The 25,784-nt window shown below is 71.5% G+C and carries 24 protein-coding genes; 12 read left to right on the top strand and 12 right to left on the bottom strand.

Translation table 11 applies throughout. The features are described from left to right. Positions 1 to 57: 57 nt before the first annotated feature. Positions 58 to 1,338 carry an amidohydrolase gene (locus ACXR8F_RS03285; protein ID WP_458798712.1) on the bottom strand — a complete coding sequence of 427 codons (1,281 nt, stop codon included), beginning with the start codon at positions 1,336 to 1,338 and terminating at the stop codon, positions 58 to 60. Positions 1,339 to 1,478: 140 nt separating this feature from the next. Here ACXR8F_RS03285 and ACXR8F_RS03280 point away from each other — a divergent pair, with 140 nt between their 5' ends. Both ACXR8F_RS03280 and ACXR8F_RS03275 read left to right on the top strand, forming a co-directional pair. Continuing rightward, positions 1,479 to 2,210, top strand: coding sequence for a response regulator (locus ACXR8F_RS03280; protein WP_458798711.1), 732 nt, complete (start codon positions 1,479 to 1,481; stop codon positions 2,208 to 2,210). Further along, positions 2,207 to 3,427 carry a sensor histidine kinase gene (locus ACXR8F_RS03275; RefSeq protein WP_458798710.1) on the top strand — a complete coding sequence of 407 codons (1,221 nt, stop codon included), beginning with the start codon at positions 2,207 to 2,209 and terminating at the stop codon, positions 3,425 to 3,427. Before ACXR8F_RS03280 ends, ACXR8F_RS03275 begins: the two co-directional genes overlap by 4 nt. Here ACXR8F_RS03275 and ACXR8F_RS03270 read toward each other — a convergent pair whose 3' ends face one another. Next, positions 3,428 to 4,162 carry a DUF2202 domain-containing protein gene (locus ACXR8F_RS03270; protein ID WP_458798709.1) on the bottom strand — a complete coding sequence of 245 codons (735 nt, stop codon included), beginning with the start codon at positions 4,160 to 4,162 and terminating at the stop codon, positions 3,428 to 3,430. It abuts the gene before it with no gap. A gap of 190 nt (positions 4,163 to 4,352) precedes the next feature. Between ACXR8F_RS03270 and ACXR8F_RS03265 the strand changes: the two genes are divergently transcribed. The 4 genes from ACXR8F_RS03265 to ACXR8F_RS03250 all read left to right on the top strand — a co-directional run bounded on the left by ACXR8F_RS03265 (position 4,353) and on the right by ACXR8F_RS03250 (position 8,237). Next, complete coding sequence (locus ACXR8F_RS03265) at positions 4,353 to 5,732, top strand: MBL fold metallo-hydrolase (protein WP_045191382.1); 1,380 nt, start codon at positions 4,353 to 4,355, stop codon at positions 5,730 to 5,732. 123 nt (positions 5,733 to 5,855) lie between these two features. Continuing rightward, positions 5,856 to 6,023: a hypothetical protein gene (locus ACXR8F_RS03260; protein ID WP_458798708.1), complete on the top strand. Its 168-nt coding sequence runs from the start codon at positions 5,856 to 5,858 to the stop codon at positions 6,021 to 6,023. Between the two features lie 115 nt (positions 6,024 to 6,138). After that, a complete protein-coding gene (locus ACXR8F_RS03255; protein ID WP_458798707.1) occupies positions 6,139 to 6,948 on the top strand; it encodes a sulfite exporter TauE/SafE family protein in 810 nt (269 codons plus the stop codon). Further along, positions 6,948 to 8,237 carry an MFS transporter gene (locus ACXR8F_RS03250; RefSeq protein WP_458798706.1) on the top strand — a complete coding sequence of 430 codons (1,290 nt, stop codon included), beginning with the start codon at positions 6,948 to 6,950 and terminating at the stop codon, positions 8,235 to 8,237. Before ACXR8F_RS03255 ends, ACXR8F_RS03250 begins: the two co-directional genes overlap by 1 nt. Before the next feature lie 157 nt (positions 8,238 to 8,394). On the opposite strand, the gene ACXR8F_RS03245 is transcribed toward ACXR8F_RS03250, so the two are convergent. From ACXR8F_RS03245 to ACXR8F_RS03215, 7 genes are all read right to left on the bottom strand, one after another. Continuing rightward, on the bottom strand, positions 8,395 to 8,661 hold the full coding sequence (locus tag ACXR8F_RS03245; RefSeq protein ID WP_045191385.1) for a metal-sensitive transcriptional regulator: 267 nt from the start codon (positions 8,659 to 8,661) through the stop codon (positions 8,395 to 8,397). 17 nt (positions 8,662 to 8,678) lie between these two features. Next, positions 8,679 to 9,089 (bottom strand): DUF302 domain-containing protein, encoded by a 411-nt coding sequence (locus ACXR8F_RS03240; RefSeq protein WP_458798705.1) that lies wholly within the window; start codon positions 9,087 to 9,089, stop codon positions 8,679 to 8,681. Between the two features lie 71 nt (positions 9,090 to 9,160). Continuing rightward, positions 9,161 to 9,532: a thioredoxin gene (gene trxA, locus ACXR8F_RS03235; RefSeq protein ID WP_045191387.1), complete on the bottom strand. Its 372-nt coding sequence runs from the start codon at positions 9,530 to 9,532 to the stop codon at positions 9,161 to 9,163. A gap of 171 nt (positions 9,533 to 9,703) precedes the next feature. After that, a complete protein-coding gene (locus tag ACXR8F_RS03230; RefSeq protein ID WP_458798704.1) occupies positions 9,704 to 9,916 on the bottom strand; it encodes a hypothetical protein in 213 nt (70 codons plus the stop codon). Positions 9,917 to 10,127: 211 nt separating this feature from the next. Further along, positions 10,128 to 10,577 (bottom strand): MarR family winged helix-turn-helix transcriptional regulator, encoded by a 450-nt coding sequence (locus ACXR8F_RS03225; protein ID WP_458798703.1) that lies wholly within the window; start codon positions 10,575 to 10,577, stop codon positions 10,128 to 10,130. Between the two features lie 59 nt (positions 10,578 to 10,636). Continuing rightward, the gene (locus ACXR8F_RS03220; RefSeq protein ID WP_458798702.1) at positions 10,637 to 11,218 is read right to left on the bottom strand and encodes a hypothetical protein; all 582 of its coding nucleotides are present in this window, start codon (positions 11,216 to 11,218) and stop codon (positions 10,637 to 10,639) included. 187 nt (positions 11,219 to 11,405) lie between these two features. Beyond that, on the bottom strand, positions 11,406 to 12,440 hold the full coding sequence (locus ACXR8F_RS03215) for a LacI family DNA-binding transcriptional regulator (protein ID WP_458798701.1): 1,035 nt from the start codon (positions 12,438 to 12,440) through the stop codon (positions 11,406 to 11,408). Positions 12,441 to 12,675: 235 nt separating this feature from the next. Between ACXR8F_RS03215 and ACXR8F_RS03210 the strand changes: the two genes are divergently transcribed. The 6 genes from ACXR8F_RS03210 to ACXR8F_RS03185 all read left to right on the top strand — a co-directional run bounded on the left by ACXR8F_RS03210 (position 12,676) and on the right by ACXR8F_RS03185 (position 20,803). After that, positions 12,676 to 14,040, top strand: a complete 1,365-nt coding sequence (locus ACXR8F_RS03210; protein WP_458798700.1) for an ABC transporter substrate-binding protein — start codon at positions 12,676 to 12,678, stop codon at positions 14,038 to 14,040. Further along, on the top strand, positions 14,037 to 14,942 hold the full coding sequence (locus ACXR8F_RS03205; protein WP_458798699.1) for a carbohydrate ABC transporter permease: 906 nt from the start codon (positions 14,037 to 14,039) through the stop codon (positions 14,940 to 14,942). The genes ACXR8F_RS03210 and ACXR8F_RS03205 overlap by 4 nt, the downstream gene beginning before the upstream one ends. Before the next feature lie 5 nt (positions 14,943 to 14,947). After that, positions 14,948 to 15,772, top strand: a complete 825-nt coding sequence (locus ACXR8F_RS03200; RefSeq protein ID WP_458798698.1) for a carbohydrate ABC transporter permease — start codon at positions 14,948 to 14,950, stop codon at positions 15,770 to 15,772. 55 nt (positions 15,773 to 15,827) lie between these two features. Next, positions 15,828 to 17,507, top strand: coding sequence for a glycoside hydrolase family 13 protein (locus tag ACXR8F_RS03195; protein WP_458798697.1), 1,680 nt, complete (start codon positions 15,828 to 15,830; stop codon positions 17,505 to 17,507). Positions 17,508 to 17,628: 121 nt separating this feature from the next. Beyond that, on the top strand, positions 17,629 to 18,333 hold the full coding sequence (locus ACXR8F_RS03190; RefSeq protein ID WP_458798696.1) for a peptidoglycan-binding protein: 705 nt from the start codon (positions 17,629 to 17,631) through the stop codon (positions 18,331 to 18,333). 118 nt (positions 18,334 to 18,451) lie between these two features. Beyond that, positions 18,452 to 20,803, top strand: a complete 2,352-nt coding sequence (locus tag ACXR8F_RS03185; RefSeq protein WP_458798695.1) for a hypothetical protein — start codon at positions 18,452 to 18,454, stop codon at positions 20,801 to 20,803. Between the two features lie 22 nt (positions 20,804 to 20,825). Here ACXR8F_RS03185 and ACXR8F_RS03180 read toward each other — a convergent pair whose 3' ends face one another. The 3 genes from ACXR8F_RS03180 to ACXR8F_RS03170 form a co-directional block, all read right to left on the bottom strand. Continuing rightward, complete coding sequence (locus ACXR8F_RS03180) at positions 20,826 to 23,078, bottom strand: heavy metal translocating P-type ATPase (protein ID WP_458798834.1); 2,253 nt, start codon at positions 23,076 to 23,078, stop codon at positions 20,826 to 20,828. Between the two features lie 153 nt (positions 23,079 to 23,231). After that, positions 23,232 to 24,227 carry an aldose epimerase family protein gene (locus tag ACXR8F_RS03175; protein ID WP_458798694.1) on the bottom strand — a complete coding sequence of 332 codons (996 nt, stop codon included), beginning with the start codon at positions 24,225 to 24,227 and terminating at the stop codon, positions 23,232 to 23,234. Positions 24,228 to 24,303: 76 nt separating this feature from the next. Next, entirely contained in the window at positions 24,304 to 25,782 is a 1,479-nt protein-coding gene (locus ACXR8F_RS03170) for a family 43 glycosylhydrolase (RefSeq protein ID WP_458798693.1), read from the bottom strand. Positions 25,783 to 25,784: the final 2 nt, after the last annotated feature.

Raw genomic sequence — 25,784 nt, 5'->3', positions numbered from 1 at the left:
CCCTGGTTCGCAGCACGTGCGTAACAGCGCAGGGCGACCACGCCCACGACGTCGGGCTCATCGAGCCGCTCGGTGTCCGAGCCAGGCGAGCGCGGCGACGACGAGGGCCGAGGTGCCGGTGTCGAGCGTCGGTTGCACGACGGGCGCGAAGAAGGGGGAGTGGTTGACGGGCACGTCCTTGGCGACGGTGCCCGCCTCGACGGCCGCGCGGTACGCGTCGGGGTCGGTGCCGCCGATGCCCCAGTAGGTGTAGGGGACGCCGAGCGCGGTGGGCAGGTCGCTGAAGTCCTCGCTCGCGCTCTGCAGCGGCAGCTCGGTCGCGAGCTCGCCGAAGTGCTCGGCGAAGGCGGTGCGGACCCGTTGCGTCGTCGCGTCGTCGTTGACCGTGGGCGGGAACCGGTCGAAGAGCTCGAACTCGGGCTCGCCCGGCGCATCGGACGCCTGGCACTCCGCGACGACGATGCGGCGGATCGCCTCGAGCACCGACGCGCGGGTCCGCTCGTCGAACGTGCGCACGTTGAGCTCGAGGACGGCGCGGTCGCCGATGACGTTGCTCTTCGTGCCGGACTGGATGCTGCCGACGGTGAGGACGGCCGGCGTCGTCGGCGCGACCTCGCGTGAGACGACGGTCTGCAGCCGCACGACGATCATCGCGGCCAGCACGACCGGGTCGACCGCTGCCTGCGGCATCGAGCCGTGGGCGCCGCGCCCGTGCACCGTCACGCGCATGCTGTCGGCGGCCGACAGCACCGCTCCCGACCGGGTGCCCACGGTGCCGGCGACGCCGGGCAGCACGTGCTGGGCGAGGGCGACGTCCACGGGGCCCACGACCCCGGCCAGCCCGTCGTCGACCATCCGGCGGGCGCCGTCGCCGAGCTCCTCGGCGGGCTGGAACAGCGCCACGACCGTGCCGCTCCATGCATCGCGGTGGCGGGCGAGCAGGTCGGCGGCGCCGAGCAGGCAGGTGACGTGCACGTCGTGGCCGCAGGCGTGCATGACAGGCACCGGCTCGGCGGAGTCGCCGGCGGTCGCCGTGGCCGTGCTCGCGTACGGCAGCCCGGTCGCCTCCTCGACCGGCAGGGCGTCCATGTCGGCGCGCAGCAGCACCGAGGGGCCGTCGCCGTTGCGCAGGATCCCGACGACGCCGGTGCCGCCGATGCCTTCGGTCACCTCGTAGCCGCTCCCGCGCAGCCGCTCGGCGACGGCAGCTGCCGTCTCGTGCTCCTGGTGGGACAGCTCCGGGTGCTGGTGCAGGTGGCGGTAGAAGTCCTCCTGCCACGGCCGGCACCCTCCGAGGTCGGACAGGACCGTCGTGGCTGCGGAGGGCGAGCTGGTCATCGTGCCTCCTGGTGGAGCGGGACCGGGGCCGATCCACGATGTCACGGATGGGGCACCGTAGGCGTCGAACTGCTCATGACGGCATACCCCAGCGGGTATCATGGGGAACGGGACGGAGCAGGCCCTGGAAGGGGGCACCGATGGAGCGACAGGTCCTCGTGGTCGACGACGAGCCGCAGATCCGCGCCGTGCTGAGGGCCTACCTGGAGGCCGACGGGTTCAGCGTCACGGAGGCCGGCACCGGTGGCGATGCGCTGCGTCTGGTGCGTTCGGAAGGCCCCTCGCTCGTGCTGCTCGACGTGCGCCTCCCCGATGTCGACGGCATCGAGGTGCTGCGCACCCTGCGCCAGGAATCGCAGGTGCCGGTCATCCTCGTGACGGCCCGGTCGGAGGAGGTGGACAAGCTCGTCGGCCTGGGCGTGGGTGCCGACGACTACGTCACCAAGCCCTTCAGCCCGCGTGAGATCGTCGCGCGAGCCAAAGCCGTGCTGCGCCGAGCACCGCGCGATGCGGCGACGACCGGCGACGCGAGCCCCGCGCGCCGCGCCGTCGCCGTGCTCGCCTTCGAGGGTTTGTCCATCGACGAGGACCGGCGCGAGGTGCATCGCAGGGGCGTCCCGGTCGACCTGTCCGCCCTGGAGTTCGACCTGCTGGCCGCGATGGCCCGGAGTCCCGGTCGCGTCTTCTCCCGCGGGCAGCTCCTCGAACAGGTCTGGGGCTACGACTTCTTCGGCGACGAGCGAGTCGTGGACGTGCACGTCCGCAACATGAGGCGCGCCCTGGGCGACGACGCGGCGGACCCACGGGTCATCGGCACCGTCCGGGGGGTCGGCTACCGCTTCCTGCCCGAAGTCCTGGAGGGAGCGTCATGAACCGCCTGTCGACACGACTCGTCCTCTCGCACCTGGTCGTCGCACTCATCGGGACCGTCGCGACCTTCGTCATCGTGCGGCAGCTGGCCCCCACGCTGTTCGACAGCTCGATGAACCGCGCGGGCATGGGCACCGGGATGGGCATGGGGCGCGCGGGGGAGGCCTCACTGCGCACGCAGTTCGCCGACTCGGTGGACCAGGCCCTCCTCGTCGGAGCGCTCCTCGGCAGCGTGGCCGCCGCGACGTTCGGGGCGTTCGCCGCCTGGCGGCTCCTGCGTCCACTGGGCGCCATGGGCCGTGCGGCGCGCCGGATGGCAGGCGGTGACTACGCCACGGTCGTGTCGGTGCCGCACGAGGCCGAGCTCGCCGAGCTGGCCACCGACCTCAACCGCCTCGGCGCCGCCATGGCGGGCGCGGAGGCCCGCCGTGTCCGCCTGCTCGGGGAGCTCGCGCACGAGATGCGAACCCCGCTGACCGTGATCGACGGCTACGTCGAGGGCATGATCGACGGCGTCCTGCCTCGCGACCCGGCCTCGCTCGGGAGCGTCGGCGACGAGGTCCGCCGGCTGCGGCGCCTGGCCGACGACCTCTCGGCGCTGTCGCGCGCGGAGGAGGGACGGCTGGACCTCGCCGTCAGGCCCCACGACCTCGGCACGCTCGTGCGCCGCGCAGCGGAACGGATGCGTCCGCAGGCGCAGGACGCCGGGCTCGAGCTGCACGCTCCGGCCGCGGACGCGGTCGTGGCCCTGGTCGACCCGGACCGGTTCGCGCAGGTTGTGACCAACCTGGTCGGCAACGCCATTCGCGCCACCGCCCCGGGGGGCCGCATCGCCGTGACGTGCACGCGGCGTGACGGGCAGGCGCTGGTGCAGGTGTCCGACACCGGCGAGGGCCTGGACGCGGCCGACCTCGAGCGGGTGTTCGAGCGCTTCTACCGGGTGCCCGGGCGCCGGAGCGTGGGTGCCGAGTCCGGCTCGGGCATCGGGTTGACCGTGGCCCGGGGCATCGTGCGCGCACACGGCGGCGAGCTCACCGCCGCGTCGGCCGGGCGCGGTCGCGGTTCCACCTTCACCGCGGCTCTGCCCCTCTTCGCCGCGACGCACCCCACTGCGACGCACCCCGCCGCGACGCACCGCACAGCGACGCACCCCGCCGCCCCGCGTCCCGTCGCGGCGTCCGACCCGACCGGTCCTGCGGTCGACCGGCGACGGCGGTAGTCAGCGGGCGTCGTCCCACATCGGGCACGTGCCGTCCCGGTCGGTCGCACCCACCCGGGCGCCCGGCCCCATGCCCGCACCCGGGCCCATGCCGGCACCCGGGCCCATGCCGGCACCCGGGCCCATGCCGGCGCCCGGCCCCGTGACGGTGCGGCCCGCTGCCGCGGCCTCGAAGGCGGCGAGGTGGTGCTCCGACGCCCGCTGCAGGTGGGTGAGGACCTGACGCACGTCCGAGGCGGTCGTCTTCGTGACCGCGGTCCGCAGGTCGGCGATGTCGCGCTGCTCCAGGGCGACGCCGACCTGGTAGGCGGCGGCGAGCGACGCGTTGCCCTGCGCCAGCCAGCGGTCGTAGAGCGACTGGATCGTCGCGTCGGCGTACGTCCCGGCGGCCTTGCCCGACCCGGGGTCCGTGACGGCATACCTCGTCAGGAGGGTGCCCATGGCGTCGAGGTGGCGCTGCTCGCTCGCGGAGATCCACGCGAAGGGCGTCCCCTCGCCGTAGCGTGCGGCGAAGGCGGCATAGAGGTCGCGCGCCATCCGCTCCTCCTCGCTGCCGAACCGCAGCAGCTGCGTCAGGGCTGCGTCGGCCGCGGTGGCGCTGCTCACCGCAGCGGCGGCCTCCGGAGGTACCCCGGCGACGCCTCCGGAGGCAGCGGCGGCAGAGATCCCGGCGCCCGCCCCCACGACGACGGCTGCGGTGGCGAGAGCCAGCGGGCGGGTCATCCACGTCTTCATGGTCCTGTCCTTCCCGGACGGTGGGCTCGGGTGGTCCGAGTCCTTCACACCTTCAGTCAACGCGTCGTGCGTGAAGGGTGAACGGGGCCTGGTGTGAAGCCTCCGTGTCGGCCGCGAGACCCGTTCTCTCGATACCCCTAGGGGTATCTGTTATGGTGGTCCAGAACTTCCCGCCACACCTGGAGGAACCGTGATCTTCACCCAGTACTACCTCGACTGCCTGTCGCAGGCGTCCTATCTCATCGCCGACGAGAAGAGCCGTCTGGCCGTCGTCGTCGACCCGCGACGCGACGTCGCGGAGTACCTGGCCGACGCCGAAGCGCGCGGCCTGACGATCGTCGGAATCATCAACACCCACTTCCACGCCGACTTCGTCTCCGGGCACCTCGAGCTGGCCCGGGCCACCGGCGCGTGGATCGGCTACGGAGACGCGGCCGTCGCCGACTTCCCGGTGCGCTCGCTCACCGACAGGGAGCGGATCTCCCTGGGTGACGTGACCCTCGAGGTCATGACGACGCCCGGCCACACGCCCGAGTCGATCTCGGTCCTCGTCCGCGAACACGCCGACGACGAGGTCGCCTACGGCGTGCTCACCGGAGACGCCCTCTTCATCGGCGACGTCGGCCGCCCCGACCTGCTCGCCTCCGTCGGTGTCACGGCGACCGAGCTCGGGCAGATGCTCTACGACTCGGTCCAGCGCAAGCTCATGGGGCTGCCCGACGACGTACGCGTGTTCCCCGCTCACGGGGCGGGCTCGGCCTGCGGCAAGAACCTCTCGACCGAGCGCCAGTCGACCATCGGTGAGCAGCGGCGCTTCAACTACGCGTGCCAGCCGATGACCGAGGAGCAGTTCCTCGAGGTCGTGACGGCCGGGCAGCCCACGGCACCGGCCTACTTCGCCTACAACGCCACGCTCAACAAGCAGTCCCGCGACCTGCGCGACCTCGACGCGAGCGTGCCCGCACTCGATGGCGCCGAGGTCGAGGCGGCCCTGGCCCGCGGCGCCCGCATCCACGACGCGCGCGACGTGCAGGAGTTCGCGGCGGCGCACCTGCGCGGCTCGGTGAACGTGCCCGTCGACGGCCGGATGGCCGAGACCGTCGGCATGGTCTTCTCGCCCGAGAACGAGATCGTCGTCGTTGCCCCCGAGGGCCAGGAGCAGGAGGTCGCCACCCGCTTCGCCCGCATCGGCTACGACCACGTCGTGGGATACGTGGCGGACGTCGAGGAGTACTTCCTGACGCACCAGGACCAGGTCGACCGGGCCAGCCGCCTGTCGGTCGCCGACGTCGACGAGGCGACGGCGCGCGCCGACGTGCAGGTCGTCGACATCCGCAACGCCGGAGAGATCGAGTCCGGCATGGTGCCCGGCGCCCGCCACATCCCGCTGGCAGAGCTGGGCCTCCGGTCCCATGAGCTCAACGCCGAGCGCCCCGTCGTCGTCTACTGCGCGGGCGGTTGGCGCAGCTCGGTCGGGGCGAGCCTGCTGCGCGCCGGCGGCTTCGCGGACGTCTCCGACATCCTCGGCGGCTACGGCGCCTGGGACCTCGCGCACGCCAGCGCCTCCTGACCCGCGCCGGCCCGCCACACGGCATACGCCCGTCCCGCTCGGAACCCGCGCCACCCCGCCCCCCGCGCCACCCGCGCATCACCCGTCCCCGGCACCCGCCGGCAAACACCAAGGAGAACCATCATGTGTCGACCCGCCACCTGCCGGACCTGCGGCAAGACGACCTGGGCCGGCTGCGGCCAGCACGTCGACCAGGTCATGCGCAACGTCCCCCCGGCCCAGCGCTGCGACGGCCACGAGAAGGGTGAGTCCGCCTCGGGCGGCTTCCTCTCGCGGCTGTTCAACCGCTGAGCCCGCGACCCGCACACGGCGCGCGCCGCCGGCCAGCCGCACGAGCCGCTGACCGGTGGCGCGCCGGGGGCCACCACGTCTCCCGACGCCGACCACCACGAGAGGACCGCCTCGCATGCTGATCGCCATCCCGCTCGGGATCGCCATCGGACTGTCGCTCGGAGCCCTTGGTGGCGGGGGCTCCATCCTGACCGTCCCCGCCCTCGTCTACGTCCTGGGTCAGGACGCGCGCACGGCCACGACGAGCTCGCTCGTCATCGTGGGGCTCACCTCCCTGCTCGCCCTGGTGCCGCACGCCCGCGCCAAGCGCGTCCGTTTCGGCCAGGGGCTCATGTTCGGCGTGCTCGGCACCGCCGGCTCCTTCACCGGATCCGCGCTGTCGACCTCCGTGAGACCCACGACGCTGCTCACCGCATTCGCGGCACTGATGCTCCTCGTCGCGGCCCTGATGGTCCGTCGCGCCGTCAAGGCGCCCCGCGAGCTCGGCCACGCCATCGACCCCACCGGCGAGCCGATGATGACGCTGCGCCCCTTCAGCTGCGCCTGCCCGCGCGCCGCCAAGGTCCTCGTGACAGCCACGATCGTCGGGCTCCTCACCGGCTTCTTCGGCGTCGGCGGCGGCTTCGCGCTCGTCCCCGCCCTCGTGCTGGCCCTCGGCTTCCCCATGCCGGTGGCTGTCGGCACCTCGCTGCTCGTCATCGGCGTCAACAGCGCCACGGCGCTCGCCGCGAGGCTCGGCTCCGGGGCGGGTCACCTCGACTGGTCGATGATCGGGGTCTTCACCGCTGCCGCCGTCGTCGGCAGCCTCGTCGGCGGTCGACTCGCCGGCCGGGCCAACCCGCGGCACCTCACCATCGCGTTCGCCACGCTGCTCGTCGTCGTCGCCTTGTACACGGGCGTCCGGTCACTGGGCCTGATCGGCTGATGTCGTTCCAGCGCACGCGCCAGACCGGTGGCGAGCCCCGGATCGTGCTGGGGCTCCGACAGAATCTCGCCCAGTTCGGGACGCTCGTGGCCGTCAACGCCCTCGTCGGCGGCATGCTCGGCCAGGAACGCACGGTCGTCCCGCTGCTGGGCAAGGACGTCTTCGGGCTGATTGGATTCACCGCCGGGCTCGCCTTCATCCTCGTCTTCGGCCTCGCCAAGGCGCTGACCAACTACGTCGCCGGCTCGTGGATGGACCGGTTCGGCCGCAAGCCGGTCCTCGTGGCCGGCTGGCTGGTCGCGCTCCCGGTGCCGCTGCTGCTCATCTGGGCCCCGACGTGGGGCTGGGTCGTCGCGGCCAACGTGCTGCTCGGCGTCAGCCAGGGCATGACCTGGTCGACCACGGTCGTCATGAAGATCGACCTCGTCGGCCCCGCCCGGCGCGGCCTCGCGATGGGGTTCAACGAGGCCGCCGGGTATGCCGCCGTCGCGGGCACCGCTCTGGCCACCGGGTATATCGCCCAGGCCCACGGCCTGCGCCCGGCGCCCTTCCTGCTCGGCATCGCCTATGCAGCGCTCGGGCTGGGGCTCTCGACCCTGGCCGTCAAGGAGACCCGCGGGCACGCCCGGCTCGAGGCGGCCGGCCACAGCGCCCGCCCGGACGGTCGGCACGACCACCTCCACGACGCGCTGACCAGCCGGCAGGTGTTCACCCAGACCAGCTTCCGAGAGCCGGCCCTGTCGGCAGCGAGCCAGGCCGGACTGGTCAACAACCTCAACGACGGCCTGGCGTGGGGCGTCTTCCCGATCCTCTTCGCCGGCGTCGGCCTGTCCGTGTCGCAGATCGGCATCCTCGCGGCGATCTACCCGGCCGTGTGGGGGCTGGGCCAGCTCGTCACCGGCGGCCTGTCGGACCACGTCGGTCGGAAGTGGATGATCGCCTCCGGGATGCTCGTGCAGGCCGTCGCGCTCGCCGTCATCGCCGCCGTCGACTCGTTCGCCCTCTGGGCCTTCGCCGCGGCCCTGCTCGGCGCAGGCACCGCCATGGTCTACCCGACCCTGCTCGCCGCGATCGGCGACGTCGCACACCCCGCGTGGCGAGCCCGGGCGGTGGGTGCCTACCGGTTGTGGCGCGACGCCGGCTTCGCCGCCGGGGCGGTCCTGGCCGGTGTCGTGGCCGACGCCCTCGGGGTACGCGCCGCAGTCTGGGTCGTTGCGGCCCTCACCGCGCTCTCGGGGCTGCTTGTCGCCGTGCGGATGTACGAGACCCGCCATCGATCTGACACCTGATACGGAGATCCCGGTCCGCCGCCCGTCACGGTCGTCGGTCGTCGAGCGGTGGACTGCCCCCAGCGTTGGAGCGACGCGTTCGGCGTGGGCGCGCCTGATGCGCATGAGTCCGGACCCACCCACCGGGGTCGCCGCTGGTGTGTCGTGATGCGGGGGCTCAGGCCAGGCTCAGGAAGAGCTTCTCGAGAGCGGCCTGGTCCTCGTCCTGCAGGCCCTCGGGCGAGGCCATGCACTCGCGCAGGTTGGTCGAGATGATCGCGAAGCCGGCCCGGTCGAGCGCCTTGTTGACGGCCGCGAGCTGGGTGACCACGTCGCGGCAGTCGCGGCCCTCCTCGATGAGGCGGATGACGCCTCCGAGCTGACCCTGGGCGCGCTTGAGCCGGTTGAGGATCGGCGCCATCTCCTCTGCTGTCGGTGTGACCATGCGAGTCTCCTTCTGGTTCATGGCCGGCGTGCGCCCGACGCCGTGAGCGCCTGGAGTGCCTGGGCCAGTCGGTCGTGTGCGTCTGCGGCGATGTCTGCGAGCCGGTCGTTGCCGGTGAGCTCGACCATGGTCGCCGGGTCCATAGCCTCGACGAGGGTGTGGCCTTCGCCGATCGAGCGGACGACGACGTTGCAGGGCAGCAGGACGCCGATGGACGGCTCTGCCTCGAGGGCGGCGTGAGCCAGTGGTGGCCGGCAGGCGCCGAGGATCACCTGGGGGGCGATGTCGACGCCGAGCTTGGCCTTGAGGGTGGACGCGAGGTCGATCTCCGTGAGGACGCCGAAGCCGACCTCAGCCAGCCGGGCCCGTGTCTCGGCGAGGGTCACGTCGAAGTCCGCCTCGACGGTGGTGGTGAGCGTGTAGTCCATGTCTCTCTCCTGATCTCGGGCGCAGGCGCGTCCTGGGGCGCAGCGCACGGCCTGGTGGCTGCTGGTGGGGCTCAGGCGTCGGCCGGCTGCGCCGCAGTGACCTTCGCGCGCACGTCGTCCATGTCGAGGTTGCGGACGGCGGTGATGACCTGTTCCAGCGCGGCGGCGGGGAGCGCGCCCGGCTGGCTGAAGACGAGGATACCGTCGCGGAAGGCCATGAGGGTCGGGATCGAGGTGATGCCGGCGGCGGCGCTGAGCTGCTGCTCCGCCTCGGTGTCGATCTTGCCGAAGACGATGTCGGGGTGCTTCTCGGACGCGGCCTCGTAGACCGGGGCGAACATGCGGCACGGCCCGCACCACGAGGCCCAGAAGTCGACGAGGGTGATGCCCTCGCGGGTGATGGACGACTCGAAGTCGGCGGCGGTCAAGTTCTGCGTGGACATTGAATCTCCTTGGACAGGAACGGCTTCTCTCGGACACCAATATACCCTATGGGGTATACAACCCAGCCGGTCGCGCCAACATTCCCGCGCCTGACGGCATGCGGCCTGGGGCATGGGGAACGTGGGAGATCCTCGGCGACCCGGGGCTGGCCCCGCGCCGGGTAAGGCGTCCTAGACCTCGTGCGGGTAGTCCTCGTCGTCCTCCGACGGCACGTCCTCGAGCTGTTCGAGCCGGTCTGCCACATCCGCGGTGTCCGTCGACGTGGGTGGTGCCGCAGCGTCGGAGGACCGGTCGCCGGGCTCGGGTGCCCCTGCGGGGGTCTGCTGCTCGAGCCGATCGGCCTCGGGGACGTCGACACGGGGATCGGGGTGCTGTGCGGTCACGGTGGACCTCCTGACCTGATGGCCGTCGAGGGTCGTGGTCCATTCGCCCTCTTGCTTAAGGATGGCACGCGTGGTACACCAAATCTATAGCACTCGACATAGATCCTCGGTTCTCGGGACTGCCCGGCCCGCGCGTTCTCTCTCGCGTCTGACGCTCTTGGTGCAGCGCGACGTCCACGCCTCGACGGCGTACGGGTTCGCGCGGGTCGGGTCACCGCTCCTGGTGCCGCTCGCCGTCGAGGGTGGCGAGACACTCGTGCAGGCTGCGCAGCCGCCGATGGGTGTCCGCCCCCGCGCGCCCGAGCCGGCTCTGGACGTCGCCCAGCAGCGGCAGGAACCGCGCTCCCGCGGCGAGGTGAGCCGCCTCGCCGTCGGCGGTCAGGAGCACGTGGTATGACCTTCGGTCCTCGGGGTGAGCGGCCTTGCGCACGTGGCCGCGTCGTTCGAACCGCTTGATGTAGCTGGACACCGTCGTCGGCGGGGCGGCCATCCAGCGCGCCAGCTCGCTCGGCGTCATCCCGCGTGTCGAGGCGAGGATCGAGTAGATCGCGAACTCGTCGGCGTCGAGGCCCGACTCCCGGATGGCCTCGTCGATGAGGGCGGTTGCGGCCCGGGACACCAGCCAGACGTCGAAGAGCACGTTGGACAGCCCCTCAGGCACCTCCGGCGCCCCGCTCTCGCCTCGGCCCGACGGGCCGGGAGGTGAGCTCTCTCGTGCCATCACTGTCGGCCAGCGTCGTCGCGGACCGCGCCCACTCCGCCTCGGGACGCACGCCACCTGTCGCGGGTCGTGCGCGCGAGGAGCAGGACCACGACCCCGACGAGCACGAGGCCCGCCGCCCAGGAGGCGATGTTCTTGGCCCCCGACGCCAGGCCGAACAGGGAACTCGCCACGCTCGGCTCGGGGTGGGCCGCGAGCGCCAGCCAGGCGCAGGCGTTCTCGAGGTAGTCGAAGGCGGCGCCGAGGAGCGGCAGGACCGAGAGGGCGAGAAGCCGTGAGTCGGGCCGCGTGAGTCGGGAGATGACGAAGGCCAGCGCCGTGGCGAGGAAGAGGCCGAACACGGCGGGGTAGGCGAGGTCCGCCAGCTGCAGGTTGCGGTAGCTCTCGCGGCCCGCGACCCCGCACGCGTCGAGGAAGCGCAGGACGTCCGTGGCGCTGGGAGCGAAGCGCACGTCGGGTGGCGCCTGCCGGCATACGGCCTCGACCCGGGGGATGGTGAACGGCAGGGAGGTCGTGAAGAAGACGGTCGCGAACGTGGCGTACGCCGCGCCGCTCCCGAGCAGCACGCGCCCTCGTGCCATCCGCGCCATCGTTCTCGCGACGGACCCAGTGACCCCCGGGTCGTCGCTCGGGCTCGAGTGGCGGGGCAGTGTGACGGGCTTGGTGCGTGTGGTGGACACAGGGGGCTCCTCGAGGTCTCGCCGACGAGATGCTGCGAAATCGCAGTACCTAGATGATGCGATCTCGCACTACCCCACGTCAAGGCTCTCAGCGGCGACGCGGTGGGGCCGTGCTGCCCCGAACGACCAGCTCGGTGGGCAGGGTCGTGGAGGCCTGCGGTGCCACCCCGCCCCCGAGGAGGTCGAGGACCAGCCGGCCTGCGATGACGCCCTGCTCGACGGGCCGCTGCCGGACGGTCGTGAGGTCGGTGAGCTCGGCCATCGGGTGGTCGTCGATCCCCACCACGGACACGTCGTCTCCGGGACGCAGCCCGGCACGTCGCAGGGTGCGGATGGCGCCCAGGGCCACCTCGTCGGAGTGGGCGAACACCGCGGTCGGTGGCTCGGCATGCCCGAGCAGCCGCCCCATCGAGGCGGCGCCGTGCTCCCCGCCCCAGGGCGCGGTGACGACGAGGGTCGGGTCCGCCGGTATGCCGGCGCGTTCGAGCGCGTCGTAGTAGGCGGGCGAGCGGGTTGCGCTGAGGTTGGGCTGGTCCGGGTCGACGGCCTCGAGCATGCCGATGCGCGTGTGGCCGAGATGGAGCAGGTGGTCGACGGCCTGCCGGCTGGCCTCGTAGTCGTCGATGTGCACGGACGGGTAGGCCGCCGACTGGCCGCCCGCGGCCACGATGTGAACTCCCATGGTCTCCATGCGCGTGCGCTCGTCGTCCTCGACCTGGAAGCCGACGACGACGACCGCGTCGACCTTGCGGCGGGCCGGGAGCCGGTCGAAGAAGTCGCGCCGGTCGCGGGCGTCGCCGACCTGGTAGAGCAGCACGTCGAGCTCGGCCTCGCGCAGCACCGAGTCCAGCCCCTCGACGACGGACCCGAAGAACCAGCGGGACAGGTGGGGGACGACGAGGGCGACGCGCCCGGTGTTGCCCTTGGCCAGCCTGGACGCCTCGGGAGAGACGACGTAGTTGTGCTCCTCGGCCACGCGCAGGACGCGCGCCCGGGTGGCGGGGGCGACGTTCTTGGCGTTGCTCAGGGCCCGCGACGCGGTACCGACGCCGACGCCGGCCAGCCGGGCGATGTCGACCAGGGTCACCTTCGACGGGGCGCGAGATGCGATCAAGTCGTCCACGGGTACACCGTACGTCACTGGAAACGCATCCATGCAGCGGGCCTTCGGCACGCGTGGCGCGCCATGGTGGGGAGACACAGCCGTCTTGAAGTCCGGAGCCTCGCATTGACAGAAGCCCTCGACTGCCATCACCATCGGAAATGGAAGCGTTTCCAGCGCTTCCATCCCGCCTCTGGATGAGGCAGTGGTCGGCGACACGAGGTGGCCGGCTCCTTCAACGACGCAGGAGGAATCCATGCAGCACGCAGGTCACCGTTCCCGTCCCACCCGTCGATCCGTCGTCGTGGCGCTTGGCGCCCTCACCGTCGCCGGAGCTGCCGGCTGCTCCGCCCCCGGGCCCGCCGCGTCCGACGCGGCGGCGGCCGACGCGACACCGACCACTGTCAGCACCTCGGTCGGCTCGCAGCCCGTGGCGCTCAGGCTCTACGACGGCCAGGGCCTCAAGGCCGTTGACGACGCGCTCATCGCCGCGTTCACCAAGAAGCACCCCACCGTGACGATCACCCCGACCTACGACCCCGACAACGTGACGACGCAGAACCAGCCGCGGCAGCTCGCCTCGGCCACCCCGCCCGACCTCGTGCGCGTCATCTCCGTGACAGCGGGCACGAAGAACAACCTGCTCACGAACCTCGACGCCTACGCGACGGCATACGGCTGGGACAAGCTGCCCGCCTCGCAGCTCGCGCAGTTCCGCGCGAAGGACGGCGTGGCCGGCTCGGGTTCGCTCTACGCCAAGGCGAGCGGCTTCACGATGACGGGCCTCTACTACAACAAGAAGCTCGCGCAGCAGGTCGGCATGACGGCCCCGCCGAAGACGGTCGACGAGCTCGCCGGCTACATGGACAGGGCCAAGGCGGCCGGGCTGACCGGGATGGTCGTCGCGAACAAGGAGGGTGGTGGCGTCTTCCCGTTCCAGCTGCTCGTCAACTCCGCCATGGGCCCCGAGAAGGTCTCGAAGTGGGTTTTCAACGCGCCGGGCGCGACGATCAACACCCCGGAGGCCGTCGCCGCCGCCAAGACGGTGCAGGGCTGGAACTCCGCCGGGCTCTTCCCCGCCTCGGTCAACGCCCTCGACGCCACCGCGGCCGACGCGCTCTTCGCCTCCGGCAAGGGCCTCTTCTTCCCGTGGGGCAACTGGGACGCGGCGAACCTCGACAAGACGATGCCCGGTCAGGTCGGATTCTTCCCGATGCCGCCTGCGACGGCCGACGGCCAGGTCGCCGCGATGTCCGACGCCGCAACCGCTTTCGGCATCCCGTCCAAGTCCGAGAACAAGGACGCTGCTGCCGCTTTCCTCGACTTCCTCTCGAGCGACGAGGCTCGCCAGATCGCCGTCGACAACGGCTTCATGCCGAGCGGCCTCAGCTCACAGACGGCCCCGACGATCAAGAGCGGCTCGGTGCTCGGTGACGTGACGAAGGCCTTCGGCGAGGTCTCCGCGGCGGGTGGCCAGGTGCCCTTCGTGCAGAACGCGACGGCCGGGATCTCGAACCGGGCCTGGACGCCGGAGAGCCAGCTGCTCTTCGAGGGCAGCTCGACGCCCGAGCAGTTCCTCACCAGCGTGCAGACCAAGTACGACGAGGAGCTGAAGCGATGACCGGCGTCGGTGTCCTGTCTCGCGTGGACCTCGGCGTCAGGTCGAGGGCTCGCTGGGCGGGCTGGCTCTTCGCCCTCCCCGCCCTCGTCATGTATGCCGTGTTCGAGCTCTACCCGATCATCACGGCCGTCCAGTACTCGTTCTTCGACTGGGACGGCATCAACGTCAGCAAGCCGGTCGGCCTCGCCAACTACACGCGGGTCTTCACCGAGCCACAGCTGCTCGCCTCGATCGTGCACTCCTTCATCCTCATCATCTTCTTCACGTTCCTGCCGGTGCTGCTCGGGCTCGTCGTGGCCTCGATCGTGCGCGAGATCCGGTCGAAGTGGGCGGGCGGCGCGGCGCGCACCCTGATGTTCCTGCCGCAGATCATCCCCGGGGCGGCCTCGGCCATCGCCTGGACGTGGATGTACTCGCCCGGCGGCGCCGTCAACCAACTGCTGCGGGCGCTCGGCCTCGACTCGCTGACGCGGGCCTGGCTCGGCGACTTCACGTGGGCGCTGCCTGCCGTCGGCATCATCGGCACCTGGCTCGCGACCGGCCTCTGCACGCTGCTGCTCATGGCCGGCATCGGCAAGATCGACGGGAGCCTCTACGAGGCGGCCTCGCTCGACGGCGCCAACCGCTACCACCAGTTCCGGGCCATCACCCTCCCCGGGCTCCGACAGGAGATCGGCGTCTGCGTCACCATCACCATCATCGCCGCTCTCGCGAGCTTCGACGTGGTCTTCATGTCGACCCAGGGCGGTCCCGGCTACTCGACGCAGGTGCCGGGCGTGCAGGTCTACCAGCTCGCCTTCACCGAGAACCGGATCGGCCAGTCGTCGGCGCTCGCCGTCGTGCTGAGCCTCATCGTGCTCGCGGTCATCCTGCCCATCCAGCGCTTCTTCAGGGAGAAGTGATCCCCGTGCTCGCTCGACTGCGCGACACCGCGCTCAAGACCGTTCTGCTCACCGCAGCCGCGCTCTTCTCCGTCTTCCCGCTCCTGTCGATGTTCTCGGCGGCCCTCCAGCCGCAGGGGAGCGCGCCCGCGGGCATCTCGTTCCCGACGAACCCCCAGTGGCACAACTTCGTCGACGCCTGGAACGTCGCCAACATCACGACCCTCGTCCAGTCGAGCGCCGTGCTCGTCGTCGGCGTCGTGCCGATTGCGATGCTCATCTCCGCGATGGCCGCGTACGCCATCGCCCAGCTGCGGATCCCCTTCGGCAACGTCTTCTTCCTGCTCCTGCTCCTCGGGTTGACGCTGCCCTACGAGATCGTCGTCGTGCCGCTTTACTACCAGATGCAGCAGCTGGGCCTGCTCAACACCCAGCTCGGCCTCATCCTGCCGCTCATCGGCCTGAACATGCCCTTCGCCGTCTTCTGGATGCGCACGCACTTCCAGTCCGTGCCGGCGGAGATCTCCGAGTCGAGCTCGATCGACGGGGCCGGGCCGTGGAAGGCGTTCCGTCACATCCAGCTCCCGCTCGCCGTCCCCGCGCTGGCCTCCCTCGGCGTGCTGATGTTCCTCAGCACGTGGAACCAGTTCCTGCTCGCGATCGTGCTCATCGACGACCCGAACAAGCGGACCATGGCAGGGGCGCTGCAGGGATTCGTCGGAGCCCACTCGACCGACGTGGTGCTGCTCAACGCCGGCGCGCTGCTCATCATGGCGCCGACGATCCTCGTGTTCCTCCTCTTCCAGAAGTACTTCATCCGGGCCATGCTCGCCGGCGCCGTCAAGGGCTGAGCGCGGCAGGCCGACCACCCCACCCACCCCCGCCAGTACAGGGAGCTTCCCCGTCATGTCGATGACCCCGCCCAGCGCCACGACCGACCGCGACTGGTGGCGCACCGCCGTCGTCTACCAGGTCTACCCACGCAGCTTCGCCGACGCGAACGGTGACGGGATCGGCGACCTGCCCGGCGTCCGCAGCCGGCTGTCCCACCTCGCCGAGCTCGGCATCGACGCGATCTGGCTGAGCCCCTTCTACCCCTCGCCACTGGCCGACGGCGGCTACGACATCACCGACCACCGCGACGTCGACCCACGTCTCGGCACCCTCGACGACTTCGACGCGCTGGTCACCGATGCCCACGAGCGCGGCATCAAGGTGATCGTCGACATCGTCCCCAACCACACGTCCGACCAGCACCCCTGGTTCCTCGAGGCCCTCCGGGCGGGCCCGGGCTCCGCCGAACGGCAGCGCTACATCTTCCGCGACGGAACCGGCCCGGGAGGCAGCGAGCCGCCCGCCGACTGGCAGTCTCACTTCGGGGGCTCGGCCTGGGAGCGCACCGACGACGGCCAGTGGTACTGCCACCTCTTCGCCCGCGAGCAGCCCGACCTCAACTGGGACGACGAGCAGGTGCGCGAGTACTACCTCGACACCCTTCGCTTCTGGGCCGACCGGGGGGTCGACGGCTTCCGCATCGACGTGGCGCACTCCCTCGCGAAGGACCTGTCGCACCCGCTGCGCAGCCAGCCCGACCTCGACCGCGTGCTGCCGCTCGACGGCTCCGACCCGCTCTACGACCGCGACGAGGTCCACGAGATCTATCGCTCCTGGCGCAAGGTGTTCGACGAGTACGACCCTCCGCGGATGGCCGTGGCCGAGACGTGGACCCCCACCTCGAGCCGCACCTACCTCTACGGCCGGCCGGACGAGCTGGGCCAGGTCTTCGACTTCTCGCTGCTCAAGGCCGAGTGGCACCCTGACCAGCTCCGAACCGTCATCAGCCGGTCGATCGAGGAGCACACCTCCATCGGCGGGGCCATGACGTGGGTGCTCTCGAGCCACGACGTGCCCCGCCACGCCACCCGGTACGCGCTGCCGGTCGGCACCGACCTCGATGCGTGGCTGAGCAGCGACGGGACCCTCGTGCCGCTGGACCCGGAGGTCGCTGCCCGCCGGGCACGGGCCGCCACCGTCCTGATGCTCGCGCTGCCCGGGTCGGCCTACCTCTACCAGGGGGAGGAGCTGGGCCTGCTCGAGGCGGCCGACCTGCCGGCCGACGTCCTGCAGGACCCTGTCCACGAGCGCACCGGTCACCAGCTCAAGGGCCGCGACGGATGCCGTGTTCCCCTGCCGTGGACCCCCGAGGGCAGCTCGTTCGGTTTCGGCGACAACGGCTCGTGGCTGCCGCAGCCCGCGTGGTTCGGGGCGTATGCCGCCGCGTCCCAGAGCGGACGCGCCGGCAGCACGCTCGAGCTCTACCGGCAGGCGATCGCCTTGCGTCGCAGTCTGGTTCAGGACGAGCACTTCGCGTGGATCGACACCGGGGATGCGGAGGTGCTGCGGTTCGAGCGCTCGGAGGGGTGGCAGTGCATGGTCAACCTCTCCGCGCGCCCGGTTCCGGTGCCGGGACAGCTGCTGCTCACGAGCGAGCCCGGGAGCGAGCCCGGGAGCGAGACGGGCCGGACGGCATACGCCGAGCTGTCTTCCGAGGCTGCTGCCTGGTTCCGCCCTGCGCGCGAGGAGTAGCAGTCGACAACGACCCGACGAGTCGTCTCGGGCGGGGGGTCGTGGTTGCAGGACAAATCGGACGGGTACGGGCCTGACCGACGTCAACCAAGTGACGGCCCGCCGAGAACGGAGACCTGCGATGAGTGACCACCCGACCGCCGGCCTGTCGGCCGAGGAGCTCGCTGCCGAGACCTCGACCGCGCTGCCCGACAAGGAGGTCGTCTCGATCCTCGACCTCAACGCCGACATCGACCTCGCCATCGACGCCGCAGCCCCGATCGACCTCGCCGTCGCCGCGAACGCCAACGTCGCCGCACCGATCGACGCCGCGGTCGGAGCCAACATCCTCTCCGTCGACTCGACTGCACAGGCGCTCAGCGACCAGGGCGTGCTCATCGACCAGGGCCTCGACACCGACGCCACCGCGAACGCCACGCAGGACAGCGGGATCGACCAGGGCAACGACGTCGTCGACGGCGGTTCGGCCGCGCCCGCGACCGACGGCAGCGCCCCGACGGGCACAGCCACCGAGGGTGCGACCGAGCCGACGACCGACCCGACGACCGACCCGACGGGCAGCGTCACCAGCGGCGGCCTGCTCGACGGCGACCTGCTCGACGTCAACGTCAACGTGGACGCCGACGCCGACGTGGCCGCGCCCATCAACGGCGCCGTCGCGGCGAACGCCAACGTCGCTGCACCCATCGACGCCGCGGTCGCCGCGAACGTCGGTTCGGTCGGCAGCGACGCCGTGGCGGTGTCGCAGCAGGACGCGATCATCAACCAGGACATCACCGGGTCTGCCGAGGCCACGTCGGACCAGACCTCCGACATCACGCAGTAGCCGGCACGTGACGATCCTGTCCGGCCGGACGCCGGGGAACGACGGCGTGGAGTCGTCGCTCCCCGCCGCGTCCGGAATCGCTGCGCCCCAAGGCGACCCGCCTGTGTTGGCTGCACCCGTGCGAGCCGAGGGCGTCGAGCTGATCGGCGAGATGGCCGGGTCGGGCTACCGGGTGCCGCCGTCACTCGTGCGGAGGCAGGACGGCCAGACCTTCCAGCTCACGCCACTGCTCTACCTGGTGCTGGCGTCGGTCGACGGTCAGCGGTCCTATGACGAGCTGGGTGCCCACATCACCGCGGTGCAGGGGCGCACCGTGACCGGCGAGAACGTGCGCACCCTGGTCGACGAGCAGCTGCGACCGCTGGGCCTGCTTGCGCGCGCGGACGGCAGGCAGCCCGAGCTGAAGAAGTCCGACCCGCTGCTCGCCCTGCGGTTCAAGTACGCCGTGAGCGACCCCGACCTGACGCGGCGCCTGACGGCACCGTTCGCCCGGCTGTTCCACCCCGTGCTCGTGGCGCTCGTCGTGGCGGTCTTCCTGGCCGTCAGCTGGTGGGTGCTGTTCCACGAGGGGTTGGCGTCCGCGACGTACCAGGCGTTCGACCAGCCGGGCCTGCTGCTCGTCGTCGTGCTCGTCACCGTGCTGTCGGCCGGCTTCCACGAGTTCGGGCACGCCGCGGCCGCCCGACGAGGCGGCGCAACCCCGGGTGTCATGGGGGCGGGCATCTACCTGGTCTGGCCGGCGTTCTACACCGACGTCACCGACTCCTACCGGCTCGGCCGGGCCGGGCGGGTCCGCACCGACCTCGGCGGCCTCTACTTCAACGCGATGGTCGCGGTGGCGACCGCGGGGGTCTGGTGGCTCACGCACTGGGACGCGCTGCTACTCGTCGTGGCGGCGCAGATCCTCCAGATGGTGCGGCAGCTGACGCCGCTGGTCCGCTTCGACGGATACCACGTGCTCGCCGACGTCACGGGAGTGCCGGACCTCTTCCACCGCATCGGGCCGACCCTGCTCGGCATCCTTCCCTGGCGGTGGAAGGACCCCGAGTCGCAGGTCCTCAAGCCCTGGGCGCGCGCGGTCGTGACCGTGTGGGTGCTCGTCGTCGTGCCGATGCTGGCCTTCTCGGTCTTCACGATGGTCATCGCCCTTCCGCGGGTCCTCGGCACCGCGTGGCGCAGTCTCGGCGCCCAGACCGAGGCCCTGGCGCGGGCGTGGGCCGACACCGACCTCGTAGCGGTCGGCGCACGCGGCGTGGCGATCCTCGCGGTCGCCTTCCCGATCCTGGCCATGGCGGTGCTGCTGGCTCGTCTGGTGCGACAGGTCGTCGGTGCGGCCATGCGGCGCACTCGTGGCGCGCCGGTGCAACGCGGGGTGGTCGTCGTCGTCGCACTGGCCGTCGTGGCCGGCCTCACCTGGGCCTGGTGGCCGCGGGAGGGGAGCTACCGTCCGGTGCAACCGTATGAAGGCGGCACCCTCGTGCAGGCCGTCCAGGCCCTTCCGGCGTCACCGGGGCTTCGGCCCTCCGCGACGGGCCTTGCCCAGGGCGGCCGCGGGAGCGTGGTGGCGGGCTGGGGCAGGAACGACCCGCGCCCGACTCGTGAGAAGCCACAGCTGGCCATGGTGCTGGTTCCGCACGGCGCCGGCCCGGGTGCTCCCGGCCCGGGCCCTGACAGCATCCCGCCAGGGGCCACAGGCTGGGTCTTCCCGTTCGACAAGCCGCTCGCCCCGGACGTCGGAGACAACCAGGCACTGGCCGTGAACACGACCGACAACACGATCCGCTACGACGTGGCGTTCGCCCTGGTCTGGATCGAGGACGACTCCCCAGCACTCAACACCAACGAGGCGTACGCCTTCTCCAGCTGCGAGAACTGCGCCGCGGTGGCGGTCGGTTTCCAGGTCGTTCTGGTGACGGGTGACAACCACGTGGCCGTTCCCCAGAACCTCTCCGGCGCCGTCAACCACGACTGTGTGAACTGCCTGTCCTATGCACTTGCTTCGCAGCTGTTCGTCACCCTCGACGGTCCGCTGAGCGCAGCCGGGCAGCAGCAGATCGCCGCGGTCTGGAAGCAGATCGCCGAGTTCGGTGCTCACATCGCCGAGGTCCCACTCTCCGAGATCGACGAACGGCTCACCGCGTACAAGCAGCAGATCCTCGAGATCATCGAGAAGGAGCAGGGACCGCTCGCGCCGAGCGAGCCGGCCGCCGGTGGCGAGAGCGGCGCCACTCCGACGATCGGCACGACGCCCACGACCGTCGCGACCGGCACGGACCCCGCGCTCCCGCCGGACGGCGGGTCCGCGGAGGACGGGGGTGTCGAAGGACCGGATCCGTCGACGTCGACCCCCGCCCCCAGCGCCGACGGCGACAGCGGTTCCTCCGGCGACCCTGCGCCCACCCCCACCTCCGACGGCGCTGCGACCCCGACGAGTGGTGGCACGAGTGCTGGGGCGACGACGGCGCCGTGACGGCGCCGTGACGGCCGCCGGGTCAGATGCGCTGGCTGCGTAGGCGGAGGGCGTTTCCGATCACGCTGACGGACGACAGCGCCATGGCGGCCGCGGCGATCATCGGCGAGAGCAGCAGACCGAACGTCGGGTAGAGCACGCCTGCGGCGAGCGGTATGCCGGCGGCGTTGTAGACGAAGGCGAACACGAGGTTCTGACGGATGTTCGACATGGTCGCCACCGACAGGGCCCGGGAACGCACGATGCCGGTGAGGTCCCCCTTGAGCAGCGTCACTCCGGCGCTCTCGATCGCGACGTCGGTGCCGGTGCTCATCGCGATCCCGACGTCGGCCGCGGTGAGGGCAGGTGCGTCGTTGACGCCGTCGCCGGCCATCGCCACGACCCGGCCCTCCGACCGGAGCTCCTTGACGACGTCGCTCTTGTGCTCGGGCAGCACCTCTGCCTCGACGCGGTCGATGCCCAGGTTCCGCGCCACGGCGTTCGCGGTGACCGCGTTGTCGCCGGTGAGCATGACGACCGCGATGCCGTCCTCTCGCAGGGCGGCCAGGGCTGCGAGAGTCGTCTCCTTCACCGGGTCGGCGATGGCGAGGACTCCCGCCACCCGGCCGTCCACCGCGGCGTAGACGGCGCTGGCCCCGTCGGCACGGAGGGCATCCGCCTGGTCGTCCAGGCGTGCCGTGTCGACTCCCTCGGCGGTGAGGAAGGCCTTGCTACCCACAAGCACCCGGCGTCCTCCGACGAGGCCGGTGACGCCCTTTCCGCTGGGCGCGTCGAACTCAGTGACCTCGGGAAGGTCCAGCGCGGCGTCCCGTGCGGCGCTGACGACAGCCAGTCCGAGCGGGTGCTCGCTGGCGCGCTCGACGGCGGCGGCGAGCCGGAGCACCTCGTCGCGGTCGCCGCCGTCGGCGGTTGCGACGTGCGTGACCGACGGGCGCCCTTCCGTGAGGGTGCCGGTCTTGTCGACGACGAGGGTGTCGACCTTCTCCATGACCTCCAGGGCCTCGGCGTTCTTGATGAGAACGCCGAGCGAGGCGCCCCGCCCGACCCCGACCATGATCGACACCGGCGTCGCCAGGCCGAGCGCACACGGGCAGGCGATGATGAGGACACTGACCGCGACGACGAGGCCGTGGGCCAGCCGCGGGTCGGGACCCACGGTGGCCCACACGACGAACGCCACCACGGCGACGACGATGACGGCGGGCACGAAGACCGCCGAGACCCGGTCGGCGAGCCGCTGGATCGGGGCACGCGACCTCTGGGCCTCGGCGACCATCTGCACGATGCGGGCCAGCATGGTGTCGCGGCCGACCCGTTCGGCGCGGATGACCAACGACCCGGTCTGGTTCACGGTCCCGCCGATGACGCTGTCGCCCTCGACTCTGGTCACCGGCATCGACTCGCCCGTGACCATGGACTCGTCGACCGTCGACCGGCCCTCCTGCACCGTGCCGTCCACGGGGACCGACTCGCCGGGACGGACGCGCAGCAGGTCGCCGAGCTGCACCTCGTCGAGGGTTACCTCGGACTCGGGTCCGGTCGGGTCGATGCGGCGGGCCGTCTTGGGCGTGAGGTCGAGCAGTGCGCGGATGGCGCCGGACGTGCTCTCGCGGGCGCGCAGCTCGAGGACCTGTCCCAGCAGGACGAGTGCGGTGATGATGGCGGCCGCCTCGAAGTAGACGGCGACGGCGCCGTCCATGCGAAACGCCTCCGGGAACACCCCGGGCGCGACGGTCGCGACCACGCTGAAGAGCCACGCCACACCCGTGCCCATCGCGATGAGCGTGAACATGTTCAGCTTCATCGTGCGAACGGAGGTCCAGCCGCGCTGGAAGAACGGCCGGCCCGCCCACAGCACGACGGGTGTGGCAAGGACGAGCTGGGCCCAGCCGGCGGCCGTCGCCGAAATGGCGTCCTCCAGGGCGGGAAGGAGATCGCGGCCCATCGAGAGGACGAGCACAGGGACGCTGAGCGCGACCGCCACGACGAACCGTCGCGTCATGTCGGCCAGCTCGGGGTTGGGACCGCTGCCCGCGGTCACCGTGACGGGCTCGAGCGCCATCCCGCAGATGGGGCACGAGCCGGGGCCCGGCCTGCGGATCTCCGGGTGCATCGGACACGTCCACTCGACGTCATCGCCGGGTCGGGCGGCTGGCGCCTTGGGGTTCTCCGAACTGCCAAGGAAATGAAGGGGATTCGCGATGAAGGTGGCTCGGCAACCGGCGGAGCAGAAGTGGTGGGTGTGGCCCTGCAGCTCGTGGTGGTGCGCAGTCATCGCCGGATCGACGTCCATGCCGCAGACGGGGTCGCGCACCAGTGACCGCGACTCAGCGGTCGGGGCCTCACGGTTGCCGTCCATACTCCCAAGGTACCCCTATGGGGTATCCAGTCAAGAGGCTCCTCGACCTGGCCCGAGGAGCAAGCGGCGTCAGGCGTCGTGGCCGAAGCGCCAGGCCGTCGTGCTGGCGTACGTCTCGCCGGCCCGCAGGACGGTCGAGGGGAAGCCGGCGTGGTTGGGTGCGTCGGGAAAGCCCTGGGTCTCCAGAGCGATTCCCGCGCGGGCGGCGTAGGCCGTACCCCCGGGTCCGATGATCGTGCCGTCGAAGTGCGCCCCGGAGTACACCTGCAGGCCCGGCTGGTCGCTCTCGACGACGAGGGTGCGCCCGGACGCCCCGCGGAGGACGGCCACCTCGCGCAGTCCCGAGCCGCGGACCGAGAAGTTTTGGTCCAGGCCCCCGCCGTGCCGCAGCTGCTCGTCGTCGGTCGCCAGGACGTCACCGAGTCGGCGCGGGGCACGCAGGTCGAAGGGCGTGCCGGTCACGTCGCGCAGCTCGCCCGTGGGCAGGAGCGCGGCATCGGTGGCGGTGAAGGTGTCGGCCGGCACGGCGAGGGTGTGGTCGTCGACCGGCCCGCTGCCCTCGCCACCGAGGTTGAAGTACGCGTGGTTGGTGAGGCTGACCACGGTGTCGCGGTCCGTCGTGGCACGGTAGTCGATGCGCACGCTGCCCGGTGACACGGTGTAGGTGACGGTGACGTCGAGGGCGCCCGGGAAGCCCTGGTCGCCGTCGGGGCTGTGCAGGCCCAGGGTGACGTGCGCGTCGCCGCGATCCAGGACCGTCCACTCCCGGCGGTCGAACCCCTCAGGACCGCCGTGGAGGGTGTTGCCGTTCTCGTTGGTCGCGAGCTCGTGCACCACGCCGTCGAGTGAGAAGCGGCCGGCGCCGATCCGGTTGCCGTAGCGGCCGATCGTCGCGCCGAGGTAGTCGAGGCCCGTGCCGTAGTCGGCGCGGTCACCGAACCCGAGCACCACGTCGAGGGGTCGGTCCTCGTCGGTCAGGGTGACCCGGCGGACGGCTGCACCCGCGGTGACCACCTCGAGGATGATCCCGTCTGCGGTGAGCGCGATCGAGGACGGGCTGGTCATCTGGTCTCCTGGGGGCGTCGGGTTCGGGTGCGGCAGGGGCCGGCTCGCGACGTCGCGAGCCGGCCCCCGGGGAGCGTCAGCTGAGCAGGAAGGTCGACTTCGACCCCGAGGCCGGGCCCACGACGAGGCGACCCTTGTCGTGTCGAAGGTAGGACCCCGGCGCCGAGACCGACTGGAGGGACACGCCCCTCGGGTTGGCGAGACCCGGCTGCCGACGGAAGCTCGCCTCGGCGGCATACGTGCTGCTGGCCTCGTCGACCGGTTCGATGCGCAGCCTCGTGCCGGTCACACGCATGAACCGGTCGGGGAAGTTCACCGACTGCAGTGACACCGTGTCCGTGCCGGCCCTGCCGGGCACGAAACGGAACTGGCTGTCGGCCAGCTCGCGCACGTCGGCGTCCACGCGCAGGTCGTAGGCGAAGTGCCTGACGAACGACGACGCGGAGTCGGCGGGGGAGAGCCGCACGATCGGGCCGCCCGTTCCCACCGGCACGCCGAGGAGCGGCGTGCCGTCGGGGTGCCAGTAGAGCCGCTGGGCGCGGGCGTGCCGGTTCGGGTCGTAGAGCGGGTCGCCGACGATGTCGCGGTAGTCGCGGGCGTGGTAGACCATGACGTCCGTGACGCCGTCCTCGGCCACGGTGAAGCTGTTGTGGCCGGGGCCGTACTGCCGCGTCTGCTCGTTCGTCGTGAACACGGGGTCGGCCCCCTTGCTCCACGCCCCTGCGTCGAGCAGGTTCGAGCGGGCGTCGGCCGTCAGCAGGCCCATGCAGTACCGGGAGTCCGTGGCGCTCGCGGAGAAGGTGATGAACACCCTGCCGTTGCGCACCAGCACGGCCGGCCCCTCGTTGACCTTGAAGCCCCGCACCTCCCACGACCGTGTCGGCGTCGCGATGCGCACCGGCGCGCTCGCGAGCGCGAAGGGGGAGGCCATCTCGGCGATGTAGAGACTCGTGTTGACGGCGATCTCGGGCTCACTCTGGGCCCACACGAGGTAACGCCGGCCGAGGTGCTCGAAGGTGGTGGAGTCGAGCGCGAACGACGACCAGGGGGTGACGATCTGTCGTGGCGCGCCCCAGCCCGAGGGCTCCCGCGGGTCGGCGAGAGCTGACTCCATGACGTACATGCGGATGTTGAAGACGTTGCCCGCGTCGCCGGCCGCGAAGTAGAGGTACCAGCGGCCGTCGATGCGGTGCAGCTCGGGGGCCCAGATGTGTCCGCCCATCTGCCCGGAGGTGGGACGGCGCCACACGACCGACTCGGCGGCGGACCCGAGGCCGGTGATCGTGTCGGCACCGCGCACGACGATGCGGTCGTACTCCGGGACGGAACCGGTGAAGTAGTACGTGCCGGAGACGGGCAGCGTGACGAACGGGTCGGCGCGCTGCCAGACGAGCGGGCTCACGGTGGGCGCGCCGTACACCTGGGCGTCCGTGAGTGGACTGGTGGCCGCAAGGGCACGGCCGGCGAGCTGTGGCAGTGCGAGGCCACTTGCGGCGAGCGCGAACCCGCCGAGGCCGCCGCCCAGCAGGGTACGTCGCGAGAGTGCGTGTGTCATGG

Source organism: Terrabacter sp. AAH1 (assembly GCF_054456855.1).
This window is presented reverse-complemented; position numbering and strand designations above follow the sequence as displayed.

Excerpts from the sequence above, each read along its gene's own strand:
- ACXR8F_RS03285 (WP_458798712.1), bottom strand. The coding sequence starts at position 1,338 with ATGACCAGCTCGCCCTCCGCAGCCACGACGGTCCTGTCCGACCTCGGA.
- ACXR8F_RS03280 (WP_458798711.1), top strand. The coding sequence starts at position 1,479 with ATGGAGCGACAGGTCCTCGTGGTCGACGACGAGCCGCAGATCCGCGCC.
- ACXR8F_RS03275 (WP_458798710.1), top strand. The coding sequence starts at position 2,207 with ATGAACCGCCTGTCGACACGACTCGTCCTCTCGCACCTGGTCGTCGCA.
- ACXR8F_RS03270 (WP_458798709.1), bottom strand. The coding sequence starts at position 4,162 with ATGAAGACGTGGATGACCCGCCCGCTGGCTCTCGCCACCGCAGCCGTC.
- ACXR8F_RS03260 (WP_458798708.1), top strand. The coding sequence starts at position 5,856 with ATGTGTCGACCCGCCACCTGCCGGACCTGCGGCAAGACGACCTGGGCC.
- ACXR8F_RS03255 (WP_458798707.1), top strand. The coding sequence starts at position 6,139 with ATGCTGATCGCCATCCCGCTCGGGATCGCCATCGGACTGTCGCTCGGA.
- ACXR8F_RS03250 (WP_458798706.1), top strand. The coding sequence starts at position 6,948 with ATGTCGTTCCAGCGCACGCGCCAGACCGGTGGCGAGCCCCGGATCGTG.
- ACXR8F_RS03245 (WP_045191385.1), bottom strand. The coding sequence starts at position 8,661 with ATGGTCACACCGACAGCAGAGGAGATGGCGCCGATCCTCAACCGGCTC.
- ACXR8F_RS03240 (WP_458798705.1), bottom strand. The coding sequence starts at position 9,089 with ATGGACTACACGCTCACCACCACCGTCGAGGCGGACTTCGACGTGACC.
- trxA (WP_045191387.1), bottom strand. The coding sequence starts at position 9,532 with ATGTCCACGCAGAACTTGACCGCCGCCGACTTCGAGTCGTCCATCACC.
- ACXR8F_RS03220 (WP_458798702.1), bottom strand. The coding sequence starts at position 11,218 with ATGGCACGAGGGCGCGTGCTGCTCGGGAGCGGCGCGGCGTACGCCACG.
- ACXR8F_RS03210 (WP_458798700.1), top strand. The coding sequence starts at position 12,676 with ATGCAGCACGCAGGTCACCGTTCCCGTCCCACCCGTCGATCCGTCGTC.
- ACXR8F_RS03205 (WP_458798699.1), top strand. The coding sequence starts at position 14,037 with ATGACCGGCGTCGGTGTCCTGTCTCGCGTGGACCTCGGCGTCAGGTCG.
- ACXR8F_RS03195 (WP_458798697.1), top strand. The coding sequence starts at position 15,828 with ATGTCGATGACCCCGCCCAGCGCCACGACCGACCGCGACTGGTGGCGC.
- ACXR8F_RS03190 (WP_458798696.1), top strand. The coding sequence starts at position 17,629 with ATGAGTGACCACCCGACCGCCGGCCTGTCGGCCGAGGAGCTCGCTGCC.
- ACXR8F_RS03180 (WP_458798834.1), bottom strand. The coding sequence starts at position 23,078 with ATGACTGCGCACCACCACGAGCTGCAGGGCCACACCCACCACTTCTGC.
- ACXR8F_RS03175 (WP_458798694.1), bottom strand. The coding sequence starts at position 24,227 with ATGACCAGCCCGTCCTCGATCGCGCTCACCGCAGACGGGATCATCCTC.
- ACXR8F_RS03170 (WP_458798693.1), bottom strand. The coding sequence starts at position 25,782 with ATGACACACGCACTCTCGCGACGTACCCTGCTGGGCGGCGGCCTCGGC.